The following is a 15,257-nucleotide window of genomic DNA, read 5'->3' as shown; positions in this document are numbered from 1 at the left end:
TATAAGTAAATATTTTTAAAAAGGCAAAATCGTACAATGTGAGCATGTTACACAATGTATGGTTTTTATTGAATATAATTTTTATGTAGAATAGTTTTTATATTAAAAATTGACAAATATCTTTGCACAATAAACCTATAAAAAAATAAAGTAATGGCATACATTATTAATTCCGATTGTACCGCTTGTGGAACTTGCATTGACGAATGTCCAGTTGGCGCTATTTCTGAAGGCGATATTTACAAAATTGACGCTGAAACATGTACCGATTGTGGTGCTTGTGCAGATGTTTGTCCAGTAGAGGCAATTCATCCAGCTTAAGCTTTTTAAGTAAAAAAGAAAAGGCTGTCTCAAATGAGACAGCCTTTTTTTTATTCAAATTCCTTTTTTATTTTTTAATGACTAATTCTCTTAGCTCATTAATTTGTTTTTGCATATCAATATTCTGAGTTCTAAGCATATCATTTTGGGTTTTCAAATCATTAATCATTGCTTGTTGTTCTTGTACCGCCTTAACAATTGGCACTGTAAACTGTGAATACCTAAGGCCCCAGAGTGGTCCGGTTTTATCTACACCACTGAAATCATATCCAATTTTATTAGCCGCTTCATCAACTTCCTGAGCAATAAAACCGGAAAACTGAATTTTTTCAATATCATATTTCCCTTTATAATTAGAAGAATCTATGATTCCCAAAATTTCGTTTTCTTTTGAAATATCATAATTATAGGAAACAGGTCTTAATAATTTTATAAAATCAAGCCCAGGAATGTTTTCATTAATGTTTTTCTTAATTCTTAAATCAGATCCAATTGTCCAGTCTACCTGAACCCAAGAAGAAGTTATAGATGAATTTCCAACTCTTACTTGATTACTTGCATTAATACTGGTGCCATATCCTAATGCAGTTGAATTAACATATGCTGTTCCACCCCAGAATGACGAAAATCCAAGAGCTGTATTATAACTTCCGGTAGTATTACTATATAAAGAAGAGTTTCCAATAGCAACATTATAATTTGTATTAGCATTAAATAGAGCTGACTTTCCGATAGCTACATTTTGCTGTGCTGTTGTATTAAAGTACATTGCCTGATATCCTTGAGCAGTATTGTCTTGTCCTAAAGTATTTGAGTACATTGCCTGATACCCGCTAGCAACGTTATAATTACCATTTGTGTTTTTATAAAGTGCCTGATACCCATTAGCAGAATTATATGCACCCATATTATTAAAATAAAGTGCCTGATACCCATTAGCAACATTGTAATCTCCGTTTACATTTGTATAAAGTGCTTCATATCCGTTAGCAACATTGTTTCTTCCTACTGTATTTGAATAAAGTGCAGAATAACCATTAGCAGTGTTTCCCCATCCGGTAGTATTTGAATAACCGGCCTGATACCCAAGAAATACATTATAATCTGCATTGTTTGTATATCCTGATTTAAAGCCAAGAAATACATTGTATTTGCCAATTAAGTTATTTAAGCCACTTTGATTTCCAATAATAACATTTTTAATTCCTGTAGTATTATTATAACCAGCACTATCACCTATAAAAATATTGCTATATCCGCTTAAATTTCTATATCCCGAACGGTAACCAATAAAATAATTTTTATACCCTGATGTGTCTGAATAACCAGCTTGATATCCGATAAATGAATTAAATTTTCCTGAAGTAATTGAGTGTCCTGCCTGATGTCCAATAAAATAATTGGTTGGGGTCATTTGCATATAACTTGCTGTTGGGCCTCCAGTAATATCTGATACTCCAAAACCTGTAAGGGTATCGCCTGTATGAATTCTAGTATTATCAGGTGTTACTCTCAAATAATTATTTGTAAAAGCTTTTGCGCTATTTCTTCCACTTACAGCAAAACCTCCACGATTAGATTGTATAGCATCGTCGTTTACAAAAACATTTACACTATCCTGATAAACTACAAAAACTGTTTGTCCTGCGTTGTTTTTTACTTCAAAAAGTGGTTCGGTTGCTAATGCAGTAACACTTCCTTGAACTACCATTCTTCCCGAAGGATTATTTAAACCAACACCAAGTCTTTCGTTAGAGTTATCCCACATAAAATTTGAATTTCCAGCAAAAACGCCAGAATTATTAAATTGAATTGTTTTATTTAGTCCGCCAGGTGTACCGGTGTTTAAATCTGTACTGCTAATTGTAAAATTAGGAGATGTTCCTGTAATAGTTGTTGCACCAGCTTGTGTTAGTGTTACAGTTTGATTAGGAGCTGTATTTGTAATTGTTGTTCCAGTAATGTTTATTCCTGCACCAGCTGTATATACAGTATTCGCATCAGTTGCAGGTGCCCAGTTTGTTCCGTTAAATTTTAAAGCCTGCCCGTTTGTTGCAGACATTGAATTAAGCTTTACTGCAGTAACACTTCCATCAGCAATTTTAGATGTTGTTACAGCATTGTTAGCAATTGTTAAAGCGCCTGCACCTGTTACTTCGCCGGTATGAGTGGCATTTGGACTAGAGTTAGTAACCGTGAATGTCGGATAAGATCCGGTAATAGTAATCCCTGTTCCATTTACCATTGTTACAGTCTGATCGGGAGATGTGTTAGCAAATGTTGTTCCTGTTAAGCTTAATCCTGATCCGGCAGTATAAGTTGTATTGTTATCGGTACTAGATATTGTAAAGTTTGGGTATGTACCTGTGATAGTTGTTGCACCAGCTTGAGTTAAAGATACATTTTGATCAGGTGCAGTGTTAGTTATAGTAGTCCCAGTAACATTTATTCCAGAGCCTGCATTATATGTAGTATTATTGTCAGTACTTGAAATTGTAAAATTCGGGTATGCTCCGCTAACTGAAGTTGAACCAGCTCCAGATAAATTTACAGTTTGATCGGGTTGAGTATTATTAATTGTAAAATTTGGATAAGTTCCGGTAACGCTTGCCCCTGTGCCAGAGTTTAAAACTACAGTTTGATCAGGAGAAGTATTTGAAATAACATTTCCTGTAATATCAATACCATTTCCTTGGGTATATGTTGATCCGGCATTACCAGCAGTTTCAGCATAAAGAGCATAAGGAACACTCAATAACTGTGTTGTTCCCATATCTAAATAACTTGTATTACCTGTCGGGTCGGCTTCAACTTTAATAAAATGATATAAACTGCCCCAGTTTATATTTGCAAATATTCCTGATGATGCGGTTCCTTCGCCAATGTTTAAAATTACAATTCCTAAACTATTGGTAATTGCTGCATGAGTTTCAACGTAAACAACGGTTCCGCTTATCGATCCTGAAATTATACTAATTTGAAAATTTACAGGTTGACTTACCATTGCCGTTCCAGATGCATCTCTAACTACTGCCTGATATTGGAATGATTGTGGTGTTTGTGAAAATGTATAATTGGCTATTATAATAGCAATTATAGTGAGAAATATTTTTTTCATAAAAATTTGTTTAATGCAATATTACAATAATTTGTTATAATAATTGCACAAATTATTGAAAATAAAACAGAAAGCAGATTTTTGCTCTTTATGAAAAAAAAGACTGATTTGGTAACAAAACAGTCTTAAGATTAATTGGCAATTTTTTTTATTTTTCTGTATCTTTAATATAAGATTTTAATTTTTCTATTTCTGCTTTAAGATTATCTATTTCTGAAATTTTTGTTTTTAATAAATTTATTTCATTATTTAATTCCTGATTTTTTGAATTTAATTCTTGCACTGCCTTAACTAATGGCACAGTAAATAAGGAATAGGATACACTATAGTTATCCTTTTCATTTGCAGGTTTGTGAACTCCGTTAAAATTATACCCTGATTCTTTTGCAGCTTGTTCTATCTCCTGAGCAATAAAACCTGTTTGTCTGATATTTGTTGATTCACTATAATCTTTTTTGCTCATAATAGATTCTCTTAAGCTATCAGTCATATCCTGCATTAAAAAGGAGTCGAATTTTCGTGTATCAAAATTGTAAACAATTGGTCGTAGCTTTGTTATAAAATCAAGTCCTTTTACATCTTCTGTAACATTATTCTTAAATCTTCCGTCTGAAGGGAAAGAATATGCAACCTGCCCTTCAATAATTTGAACTGTAACATCACCAATGCGGACCTTATTACTTAAATTAATCTGAGCATCTGCACCCAAAGCTGTAGAGTTACCTATAGGATCTGAAGTTTGAAATGCTTGGTAACCTAAAGCAGTATTATTAATGCCAAATGTTATATACTCAAGTGCTAGTGCACCAAGAGCTGTGTTGCCGTTGCCATTGTCAAGATATTGAAGGCATCCTCCACCAATAGCCGTATTATAATGAGCATCTGTATTATTCATCAGCGCTCCGTTTCCTATTGAGGTATTAATACTTCCTATTGTATTTTGCCATAAAGAATATCTTCCAATAGCAATATTAAAGTATCCAAAAGTATTATGAGAAAGTGCCTCATCTCCAATGGCAATATCTGACCAACCTGAAATATTTGAAAATAAGGAACCATTTCCAATTCCAATATTTTTGGCTCCACCGATATTGGATAAACCACTTTGGTTTCCAATAAATACATTATGATAACCTGTTGTGTTTGAAAAACCGGCACTGTCACCCATAAAAACATTACTATAACCATTTGAATTGTTATAACCAGTTCGATACCCGATAAAATAATTTTTATAACCCGAAGTATCATTAAACCCACTTTGATAACCAATAAATGAATTATATTTACCTGTTGTTAATGAGTTTCCAGCCAAATGTCCTATTAAATAATTGTTCGGAGTCATTTGCATATAACCGGTTTTATTGGTTCCATTAATATTTTCAACTCCAAATCCTTTTAATGTATCTTTTGTCCATATTTTTGAGTTATCAGGAGTTACATTTAAATATTTATTTGTAAAAGCTTTTGCGTTATTTCTTCCACTTACTGCAAACCCACCACGATTAGATTGTATGGCATCGTCATTAACAAAAACATTAACGCTATCTTCATAAACAACAAAAACCGATTGTCCTGCTTTGTTTTTTACTTCAAATAGAGGTTCTGTTGCCGGAGCTGTTGTACTTCCCTGTACTACCATTCTTCCAGTTGGATTATTTAAACCAACACCTAATCTTTCATTTGAGTTATCCCATGTAAAATTTGAGTTTCCATCAAACACTCCGGAGTTATTAAACTGAATGGTTTTATTTAAACCACCAGGAGTTCCAGTATTTAAGTCAGTACTACTAATTGTAAAATTTGGATAAGTTCCTGTGACTGTTGTTGCACCGTTTTGAGTTAATGTTATTGTTTGATCAGGTGAGCTATTTGTAACTACATTTCCGGTGATATTTATACCATTACCTGATGTATATGTTTGAACATTACCGGCTGTTTCGGCATATAAAGCATAGGGAACACTCAATAATTGTGTTGTTCCCATATCAATATAGTTTGTTCCTCCGGTTGGGTCTGCTTCAACTTTAATAAAATGTAAGTTGTTGCTCCAGTTTATTGCAGAAAATGTATTTGTTACAGGAGTTCCTAATCCTATATTAAGATTTACAATTCCAAAAGTATTTGTTATTGCAGAATGTGACTCCACATATTCAACAGTTCCGTTAACTGATCCTGAAATAATACTGATTTGAAAATTTACATTTTGCGATTGTATAACACTACCTCCTGCATCGCGTACTACAGCTTGGTATTTAAAAGACTGTGGTGATTGTGCAAATACAACAATACTTATAAAAATACTGATAATTGAAAAAATAAATTGTTTCATACTTATTATTTTATTTATAATTCAAAAGTAAAATTTAAAATCAGCTTTTTTTAAGCAGAGGCAAAATAAAAAGTAAAATAAAATATGTTTATTAGCAACAATTATAAAAAAAAGCCGGTGTTAACCGGCTTTTTTTTATTTTTTGTTTGAAATAAGTTTCTTCACTAATATTGTTTCCCCAGCCTTTATCATTAAATAACAAATTCCAGTATTATTATTTGGCACAATGTTAAATTCGTTTTTACCTTCAAGCATAAATACAGGTTTTGATTTAATTATTGTATGTCCTAATTCATCATATAATTCGTAGCTCACATTAGCTGACTTTGTTAAACTTAATTTTACATTAATATTTGTTACAAATGGATTAGGGTAAACTTCTAAACCAACTCCGTTGATTGAAATTTGTGAAACAAAACTTGCTGTATCCTTGTAAATTCCAACTATAGTATCAACCAGAAAATTCAGATTTGGTAAAGTGTCATTAGCAATTACTGTAATATTTTGATAAGTGTTAATTTGTGGAAATCCCGGAATCTGAACTATAATATGATACCCTGTATCTGGAACTAGATTGTGAAAAACATATAATCCTGTTGAATCGGTAAATACACATTGTACAGGCACATCATTAGGTTCCTGTTCAATTAATATTTCTGCACCAGGAACAGGTTCACCTGCAGCTTTTGTTCCACCTATCATTATTACTGTTCCGCTTATAGTTCCATTTCCTGTTGTTTGAGGAGTAATGCTAGCCATATTTAATGTAATATTGGTTGTATCATCACACGAAAGAACAATAGGTGTTGCATTAAGCCATTCAAAAGTATTATCGTAATAACTATTTAAAACATTAGGGAATGATAATGGATTTAATAAATTTGCTTTCACATAATAGTTGCCGGGTAATAATCCGCTAAACTGCCAAATAGAAGTAGAGTTAGTGGTTGCTGCAATAGTATCCATTTCTACAGCACCTGTGGTTGATGGTGTAAATAAAAATATTTTAGCTTCATTTGGAGGTAAGGCACCGCCTGAATAAGAAATAGATCCGCTGAGTACTGCAGGTGATGATGTTTGGTTCATAACAAAGAACAATTGATTTACGCATCCATTTGCATCTGTTACTGTAGCATCATAAAGGCCTTGCGAAAGTCCGGTTTCTGTAAAGCTTGTCATACCAGGAGTATCCCAGGTAATTGAAAAAGGAATAACACCTCCTGTTGGAGTAATATCAATGCTTCCATTATTTCCAATACAAGTTGGATCAATTTGATTATAAGTAATATCAATCAAAGGTGGTTCGATAAATGAAAAATAAGATGAATAAGTATAACAATAATTACTGTCTTTGGCAACAATGTGATATGTTACGTTAGGAAGCAGTGATGTTATGGTATCATAATGATTCCAGTAAATGCTATCTATAGAAAAATAATAAGGAGGTACACCACCACTTGCAAAAATACCAACAGAACCATCGTTAAAGCCATTGCAAGTAATATTTGTAAGATGAATACTATCTATTAAAAATATAGATGGAGATATAATGTTATAACTATTTGTATAAGTACAACCCTGGATATCTGTAACGGTTACAGAATATGTTCCAGACGGTACTTGATCTACAAAATTAGTAGTATCACCGGTACTCCATAAAAAGTCATAATACGGGTATGTCTGACTTGGGCTGCCACCTTGAATATCAAGAGAAATATAACCTGTGGAGTCTCCAAAGCAATTAAGATCTAACTGGAAAGGTATATTTGTAATTGGATTTGGTTCGGTAACAGTAAAATAATCAAAGCCATTACATCCTGCAGGAGTTGTTTCTTTATACCAGTAATTTCCCGGTGCGAGATTCTGAGGATATGGAAGTAAAGTTGTTGCGCCTGTTGACCAATAATAAGCATTGGTTGGTACTGTATGAGTAACATTTGTTACCATACCATTATTTAAACCATTACAAGAAACATTTAACCAGGATACTGTTGGATTAGGACCATCAGAAGTATTTAATTTAAATACTTCAACATTTGTACATCCCAATGAATCGGTAACAGAAAGTGTGTATAAATCTGGACCCAGACTATAAATGTTTTCGGTAGTTGCAAAATTTGGATTCGTAAAAGTACTCCATTGATATTGATAAGGGAATAAGGAAAAAGGTGTGCCACCACTAACATAAGGTTGAATAAAACCAGTATTGTTAAAACAATAGGGAGGCGTTAACATTTCATTAAAAACTATTTGAGGGGGACTGGTTATGTTAACAAATCCGCCATAAGTACAACCTATTGAATCTGTTACAATAGGATAATATTCTACTGCCATTAAGCCTGAAATATATGTAGAATCATTACCATTGTTCCAGTCATATGTATATGGTGGTATGCCCCCAACAGCATGTATCCATGCTTCACCGTCAGCCAATCCGAAACATGAAGCATTATGTACAGAATCCACCGTTAAATAAAGCATTGGTGCATCTAGTATTGTGATTGAATTAATTGCAATACAACCGAGTGAATCAGTAACTGTTACACTATAGGTTCCTGAACACAATTCAGTTAATGATTGCATGTTAACCTGATTAGACCAGTGATAGCTATACGGTGGCACACCATTGTCAGGAATGGCATTTGCCCAACCAGCACACATCATATAGCAATTAGGACCGCTTTGTTCAATAGCTACTGTACATTGTCCTTTTACAGTAAATGTATAGAACATGCTTATACTTAAAAAAAGTAAAAATCTTTTCATATAATGGTTTATTATTTTCTTTATGACTTCAAAATTAAGCAAATGGTTGTCTAAATACAAAAAAAGATGCTTCAAAAAACGATATTTTGAATACATTAATTTAGAAAGTTTAGAAAATGATTAGTTCTTTATCGATTTAGGCAGATTTGTTGACTTTTTATTTACCCCGATACCAAAAAGTGCAAAATCAAAAATTATTGGATCTTTAGGATTTATTGTTCTTAAAAGTTCTGTTAATTCTACTACTGCTTTCCAGTCGTTTTGTTTTCTTTCAAGTATTCCCATTTCTCTTGCTACATTACCCACATGAACGTCGAGTGGAATCATTAATGCTGAAGCCGGAATATTTTTCCATAAACCAAAGTCAACGCCTTTATTATCCTTTCTTACCATCCAACGCAGAAACATGTTTAATCTTTTTGCAGCAGATCCTTTTGAAATATCTGAAACGTGTTTTGCAGTTCTGGGAAGCTCCAGATATTTCATAAATATTTCTCTGAAATATAATAATGAACTTTCTATAGAATTTGATTTTTTAAATCCTTTTGAAAAAACATTTTCTAAACCTCCATGCTCTGTGTAAATATTTTGTAATGAATGGATAAATCCAAGGCAGTCATCTCCGTTATAAGTTCTGTGAACAAATTTTGTAAGAGGTAATAACTCTTTCCCCTTTGCATTTTTTACAAAATCATAAGGCGAATTATCCATTAAAACCATTAACCTTTTTGCATTTTTAATTATCGAAGTTCTGTTTCCCCAGGCTATTGTTGAAGAAAGAAAAGCAGAAATCTCAATATCTTCTTTTTTTGAAAAGCTATGAGGAATCTGTATTGGATCATTTTTAATGAAATCGGGACAATTATAGAACTCAGCTTTTTCGGTTAACTCCGAAACAATTTTTGATGATATTTTTTTCACAGAAATATTTTAACTTTATTTATGCTACAAATGTATAGTTTGATAACCAGTTTTTGAAACTTCATTTTTAAAAATTAAAGGGAAATGTGATATTTGCATAAAATAATAAACTAATGAACTTAATTACTCCCAAAGAACTAAAATCTGCAATTCTAAAAAGCTTTGGGAGAGCTGGTTTAGCAAAATTACTTGTTCAGGCAACTCAGGTTAAAAAAATTAATCGATTTTATGATCTTCATAACGAGGATAGTGCAGATGAGTTTATTGATGCTGTTATTAAAAGATTAAATCTGAAGTACGAAATTAGGGAAGATGATTTGAAAAGAATCCCATTAACCGGACCATTTATAACAGTTTCTAATCACCCTTTTGGCGGAATTGATGGAATATTACTTATTAAGATTCTTTGTAATATTCGTCCCGATTATAAGATAATGGCTAGTTATCTTTTAAAAAGACTGAAACCTGTAGAAGGATTTTTATTGCCAATAAATACTTTTGATTTACCGGATTCAAAAAGTAGAAATCTAGCTGATATTAAAAATGCATTAATTCATTTGCGTGAAGGTCATCCTTTGGGGATTTTTCCTGCCGGACGAACATCAATTTATAATCCTGAAACCAAGCAAATTGCTGATGCTGAATGGCAGTATGAAATCTCAAAATTTATAAAGAAAACAAATGTTCCAGTAATTCCAATTAATTTTTTAGGTAGAAATCGCTCAAATGTTAATGTAATGAGCGTTATACATCCATTACTTAAATCAAACAGATTGCCTCAGGAACTATTCAACAGAAAAAACAGGCTTATAAATATTAGAATTGGAAAACCCATTCCTGTTAACGAACTTGATCATTTTAGTAATATTTCTCAATTTGGTAGATTTCTAAGAGTAAAAACTTATGCTCTGGGAAGTTCTATTGATGTTAAAAAATTTTACAGATATCAGCATAAACAGCAGTCAGAAGCAGAAAAAATTGTGGATGCAATTCCAAAAGAAAAGTTAATTGAGGATATTTCAAAAATTCCTAAAGAACATTTTCTGTTTAAAGTAAATAATTATAGAGTGTTTTGTGTTCCTTCTTTTGAAATTCCCAATATTTTAAATGAACTAGGAAGATTGCGTGAAATTACTTTTAGAGAGGTTGGTGAAGGAACAAATAAAAGTATCGATATTGATGAGTTTGATTTATATTATTATCACTTATTTATATGGGATGATACTGAAGAAAAAATTGTTGGTGCATACAGGGTAGGCAAGGGGCATGATATTGTAAATCAGTATGGGAAAAAAGGGTTTTATTTACATAGCCTTTTTAAAATTGATGATAAAATGATACCTCTTTTAAGCGAATCGCTTGAATTGGGGCGTTCATTTATTTGTAAAGATTATCAGCAGAAACCAGTGCCACTTTTTCTTTTATGGAAAGGGATATTGTACTTTTTGTTAAAACATAAGGACTATAGATATTTAATCGGACCGGTAAGCATCAGTAATCAGTTCAGTAAAATGTCAAAGGCACTTATAACTGAATTTATAAAATCTAATTATTTTAATGATGAATTAGCAAAACTAATTAAACCAAGAACTCAGTTTACTGCAAATTTCCCCGAAGTTGATACAGATATTATTCTTGAAACAACTCAAAATGACCTAAATAAGTTCGATAAATTAATTGAAGAGATTGAGCCTGCAAATTTTAAATTACCAGTTCTTCTTAAGAAATATATTAAGCTAAATGCAAGAATTATTGGTTTTAATATTGACCCAAAATTTAATGACGCGCTAGATGGCTTGATTATGTTAGATTTATTTAATGTTCCACTGGAAACTATACGCTCACTTTCAAAGGAACTTGAGGATACAGATATATTGGAACGATTTAATAATAACGACCCTGAATTATTGAAAAAAATTCCCGACTTTTACCAACCAAAATAATTTTAGAATAAAAGAATGTAAATGGGAATAATGATTTTTATAAAGGGGATTATTTTAGGTTTTTCGGCCTCGTTACCTCTTGGCCCTATTGGTCTTATTTGCATTCAAAAAACACTAAATAAAGGTCGTTGGGCAGGTATGGTTTCTGGTGCAGGGGCAGCTACATCTGATACTTTTTTTGCAATTATTGCTGCTTTTGGAATAAGCTTTATTTCTGATTTTATAGAACAGCAACAATTTGTTTTAAGAATAGTTGGAAGTGCAATTCTTATTTTATTAGGACTAAGAATATTTTTAACAAATCCTGCAATACAAATCAGAAAACAAAAATTTAAAAAGAATAATCTTTTAGCCGACTTTATTTCAATATTCTTCTTAACACTGTCAAATCCTGTAACTGTATTTGTTTTTGGAGCAGTGTTTGCGAGTTCGGGTTTAATTAAAGTTCAAAATAGTTTTTTTGATTTAGTTCTTTTAGTTGTTGGAGTTTTTGTGGGTGCAATGTTTTGGTGGTTAATACTTGTAAACTTTGTTAACTTATTTCGATCAAAATTCCGGTTAAAACGATTGTGGTGGATTAATAAAATTACCGGTGCTGTAATTGTACTTTTTGGATTATTTGTGCTCGTTGCAACAATCTTCTTTAAAATTTAGTGAAATACATCCTAAAGTCACTGTTTGAGTCTGAAGTGGTGGTTAGAAGTGTGACTATGGTACTACAAATGTAAAGTACTTTGAATACTTGTTACTTCGTCAATAATTTGTCCATCGCGCATTACAAAGATTCTGTCGGATACATTTGCTAATTCTGTGTTATGTGTTACAATAACAAATGTCTGATTAAATCTTTCGCGAAGCGATAAAAGTAAACTAAAAAATTCCTGAGTATTGGCAGTGTCTAAATTGCCCGTAGGTTCATCGGCTAATACAATTTCTGGGTTATTTACCAATGCTCTTGCAATAGCAACTCTTTGGTTTTCTCCACCCGAAAGTTCTTTAGGTTTATGTTTTGCTCTGTCGTTTAAATTTAAAAACCCCAGTATTTCATGTGCTCTGTGTTCAACTTCATGTCGTGGTTTGTGTGCTATAAAACCGGGAATGCAAATATTTTCTAATGCTGTAAATTCCGGAAGAAGGTGATGAAACTGAAATACAAATCCAATGTTCTGATTTCTGAATTTAGCAAGTTGACGTTCGTTTAATTTTGAGATTTCTGTGTTGTTCATGATTACTTTGCCACTATCAGGACGGCTTAATGTGCCCAGAATTTGAAGCAAAGTTGTTTTTCCGGCACCACTGGCACCAACTATAGAAACAATTTCGCCTTTCTCAATTTTAAGGTTAATGCCTTTTAAAACCTGAAAATCGCCAAATGACTTTTTTATATCTATTGCTTCAATCATAGATTACAAAGGTATAAAAGAATTTAATTTTAAAAAGAATTTAATCTTCTAATAATAATTCTCAAAGTAATAGCGACTTACTCCCATATCCCGGAAATTAAATTGTCACAATAAATGCACTTCCCGTTTTCGATTAAATTTTCTGTAATTGTAAAATAATTTCTTTTAACTAAAGATTTATTGCAACTGTAACAATGTGTATCTTCATTATCGTTATTCATGATATTTCCTAGATATACATATTTTAACCCTTCTTGTTTTGCAATATCAACTGCTTTTAAAAGTATATCAGTATTAGTAGGAGGGAGGTTAATTAATTTAAATGTAGGATAAAATCTACTAAAATGTAATGGTACTTCTGATAAATTATTTTTAAAAAGCCATTTGCACATTTCTTTTATAGAGCCAATATTGTCAGTCCATTCAGGTATTATTAAATTTGTTATTTCTAACCAGACTCCCTTTTCTTTTAATGTTTTTATTGTTTCTAAAACTGCACTTAATTTTCCGCCTGTAAGTTTTTTGTAAATATTTTCATCAAAACATTTTAAATCAATGTTTGCTGCGTCAATAAATTGTGAAAGTTCTTCTAATGGTAATTTGTTAATATATCCGTTTGAAACCATTACTGTTCTTATTCCACTTTGTTTGGCTTGTTTTGCGGTCTCCAGCATGAATTCATAAAAAACAACTGGCTCGGAATATGTAAATGAAATAGATGTACAATTATTTTTTATTGCAAACTTTACTATTTCTGAAGGAGTAAAATTATATTTTGAAATTTCTTCCGGCTCTTTTTGTGAAATAGAAAAATTCTGACAATTAAGACAATGAAAAGTACAACCCTCTATTGCAAATGAAAATGTTTTTGATGATGGTAAAAAATGAAATAACGGTTTTTTCTCTATAGGATCAATACTTGCAGAACAGATATTTCCAAATGCTTTAGTAAATAATACGTTGTTAATATTAATTCGGGTTTTGCAAATACCATGATTTCCCGTTTTAATAAGGCATTCGTGAGGACAAAGTTTACACTTTATTCCATTTGTAACACTGTGCCAGTATAAAGCCTCTTTGTAACCTGGTTTCAAAATTTAGTTTACAAATTTATTGTCTTTCCATGTGCCGGTTTGTTTAGTTCCGTCGGTTTTAAACAATGTGCCTTGTCCGTTATATTTACCATTAGACCATTCGCCAATATATTTTCTTCCATCGGTAAATTTATAAGTTCCTATTCCTTCGTAAGTGCCGCTTTTAAATCCACCGTTATAAACATCACCGCTAACTAAAGTGTATGTTCCCTGACCTTCAAAGGTTCCCTCTTTAAATGTTCCTTCGTATTTATCTCCGGCCGACGAAACCCAAACGCCAAAACCACTACTACAATTACCGGAGATGCAACCAGATTTGGAATCACCTAAAAATTTATCGTTATCCCATTTACCAATTTGTTTTACACCGTCTTTATACAACATTGATCCTTCACCATGAAACTTACCACTTTTAAATTCGCCTATATATTTATCTCCATTTGAATATGTGTAAATTCCCTGTCCCTCAAAAACATCATTTACAAATTGTCCGGTATAAACATCACCATTAGAATATTCATATGTGCCCTGACCGTTCTTTTTGTCATTAAGCCAATCGCCTGTATATTTTGCACCTGAAACAAAATAGTTAACACCTTTCCCTGTACGATATTTATTTACCCAGTTTCCATCATATTTTTCTCCCGAATCAAAAACGAAAACTCCATAACCATTATCACAATCGCCGGAAAGGCAGCCTGTAGCCACTGTGCTCTTTGTTGTACCCTGATATTTATCGTTTAACCAATAACCGGTTTTTGTAGAACCGTCTTTATAATTATTTGTTCCAAAACCTGAACGCAAATCATCTTTCCACTCTCCAACATATTTTTCTCCTGAAATAAAATAGTTGGTTCCTTGTCCGTTTCTTTTATCGTTTTTCCAAACTCCTTCATATTTTTCACCATTTGGCCAGATATAAACTCCATAGCCATCTGAGCAATTTCCGGTAATACAACCAGACATTTTTGCATCAACGTATTCATCATCTTTCCAGGTTCCGGTTTTAGTTGATCCGTCAGCATATGTATAGGTTCCTGTTCCGTTTCTTTTATTGTTTTCCCAGTTGCCTTCAAATTTGTCGCCACCACTATAGTATAGAATTCCGTATCCATCAAATTTGTTTTCACGTGTCATTCCAACGTACTTAGAACCTGATGCCCAGTAATATGTTCCATCTCCGTCACGTAGTCCGTTTTTCCAGTAACCTGTATATTTATCTCCTGCATATTCACTGTCAGATCCCCAAACATAAGTACCGTAGCCGTTATCGCAATTTCCTACTGTGCATTCACTTTTTGACTGAGCGTTTACAATTAGTGAAATAAATAATGCTATAAAAATTAATGAAATTCTCATGTA

General features: G+C 32.4%; 10 protein-coding genes. 3 read left to right on the top strand and 7 right to left on the bottom strand.

Features of this window, described 5'->3' with window-relative positions; translation table 11 throughout:
* Positions 1–153 precede the first annotated feature (153 nt).
* Positions 154–321, top strand: coding sequence for a 4Fe-4S binding protein (locus tag HY951_18065; GenBank protein ID MBI5541967.1), 168 nt, complete (start codon positions 154–156; stop codon positions 319–321).
* 67 nt (positions 322–388) lie between these two features.
* Here the strand turns inward: HY951_18065 and HY951_18060 are convergent, their stop codons facing one another.
* The 4 genes from HY951_18060 to HY951_18045 form a co-directional block, all read right to left on the bottom strand.
* The gene (locus HY951_18060) at positions 389–3,439 is read right to left on the bottom strand and encodes a tail fiber domain-containing protein (protein ID MBI5541966.1); all 3,051 of its coding nucleotides are present in this window, start codon (positions 3,437–3,439) and stop codon (positions 389–391) included.
* A 148-nt stretch (positions 3,440–3,587) separates the two neighbouring features.
* Positions 3,588–5,768, bottom strand: coding sequence for a tail fiber domain-containing protein (locus tag HY951_18055; GenBank protein MBI5541965.1), 2,181 nt, complete (start codon positions 5,766–5,768; stop codon positions 3,588–3,590).
* Between the two features lie 135 nt (positions 5,769–5,903).
* Entirely contained in the window at positions 5,904–8,534 is a 2,631-nt protein-coding gene (locus HY951_18050; GenBank protein MBI5541964.1) for a carboxypeptidase regulatory-like domain-containing protein, read from the bottom strand.
* 120 nt (positions 8,535–8,654) lie between these two features.
* Positions 8,655–9,455 (bottom strand): TIGR02757 family protein, encoded by an 801-nt coding sequence (locus HY951_18045; GenBank protein ID MBI5541963.1) that lies wholly within the window; start codon positions 9,453–9,455, stop codon positions 8,655–8,657.
* 113 nt (positions 9,456–9,568) lie between these two features.
* Here HY951_18045 and HY951_18040 point away from each other — a divergent pair, with 113 nt between their 5' ends.
* The gene (locus HY951_18040) at positions 9,569–11,398 is read left to right on the top strand and encodes a lysophospholipid acyltransferase family protein (protein ID MBI5541962.1); all 1,830 of its coding nucleotides are present in this window, start codon (positions 9,569–9,571) and stop codon (positions 11,396–11,398) included.
* Positions 11,399–11,419: 21 nt separating this feature from the next.
* On the top strand, positions 11,420–12,052 hold the full coding sequence (locus tag HY951_18035; protein MBI5541961.1) for a LysE family transporter: 633 nt from the start codon (positions 11,420–11,422) through the stop codon (positions 12,050–12,052).
* Between the two features lie 62 nt (positions 12,053–12,114).
* On the opposite strand, the gene HY951_18030 is transcribed toward HY951_18035, so the two are convergent.
* From HY951_18030 to HY951_18020, 3 genes are all read right to left on the bottom strand, one after another.
* A complete protein-coding gene (locus HY951_18030; protein MBI5541960.1) occupies positions 12,115–12,801 on the bottom strand; it encodes an ABC transporter ATP-binding protein in 687 nt (228 codons plus the stop codon).
* 77 nt (positions 12,802–12,878) lie between these two features.
* Positions 12,879–13,895, bottom strand: a complete 1,017-nt coding sequence (gene amrS / locus HY951_18025) for an AmmeMemoRadiSam system radical SAM enzyme (GenBank protein MBI5541959.1) — start codon at positions 13,893–13,895, stop codon at positions 12,879–12,881.
* Positions 13,896–13,898: 3 nt separating this feature from the next.
* Positions 13,899–15,254 (bottom strand): hypothetical protein, encoded by a 1,356-nt coding sequence (locus tag HY951_18020; GenBank protein ID MBI5541958.1) that lies wholly within the window; start codon positions 15,252–15,254, stop codon positions 13,899–13,901.
* Positions 15,255–15,257: the final 3 nt, after the last annotated feature.

The organism is Bacteroidia bacterium (assembly GCA_016218155.1).
GTDB lineage: Bacteria > Bacteroidota > Bacteroidia > Bacteroidales > GWA2-32-17 > GWA2-32-17.
Note: the sequence above shows the minus strand (reverse complement) of the source record. Positions and strands in the feature narration are given on the sequence as shown.

Excerpts from the sequence above, each read along its gene's own strand:
- HY951_18065 (MBI5541967.1), top strand. The coding sequence starts at position 154 with ATGGCATACATTATTAATTCCGATTGTACCGCTTGTGGAACTTGCATT.
- HY951_18060 (MBI5541966.1), bottom strand. The coding sequence starts at position 3,439 with ATGAAAAAAATATTTCTCACTATAATTGCTATTATAATAGCCAATTAT.
- HY951_18055 (MBI5541965.1), bottom strand. The coding sequence starts at position 5,768 with ATGAAACAATTTATTTTTTCAATTATCAGTATTTTTATAAGTATTGTT.
- HY951_18050 (MBI5541964.1), bottom strand. The coding sequence starts at position 8,534 with ATGAAAAGATTTTTACTTTTTTTAAGTATAAGCATGTTCTATACATTT.
- HY951_18040 (MBI5541962.1), top strand. The coding sequence starts at position 9,569 with ATGAACTTAATTACTCCCAAAGAACTAAAATCTGCAATTCTAAAAAGC.
- HY951_18035 (MBI5541961.1), top strand. The coding sequence starts at position 11,420 with ATGGGAATAATGATTTTTATAAAGGGGATTATTTTAGGTTTTTCGGCC.
- HY951_18030 (MBI5541960.1), bottom strand. The coding sequence starts at position 12,801 with ATGATTGAAGCAATAGATATAAAAAAGTCATTTGGCGATTTTCAGGTT.
- HY951_18020 (MBI5541958.1), bottom strand. The coding sequence starts at position 15,254 with ATGAGAATTTCATTAATTTTTATAGCATTATTTATTTCACTAATTGTA.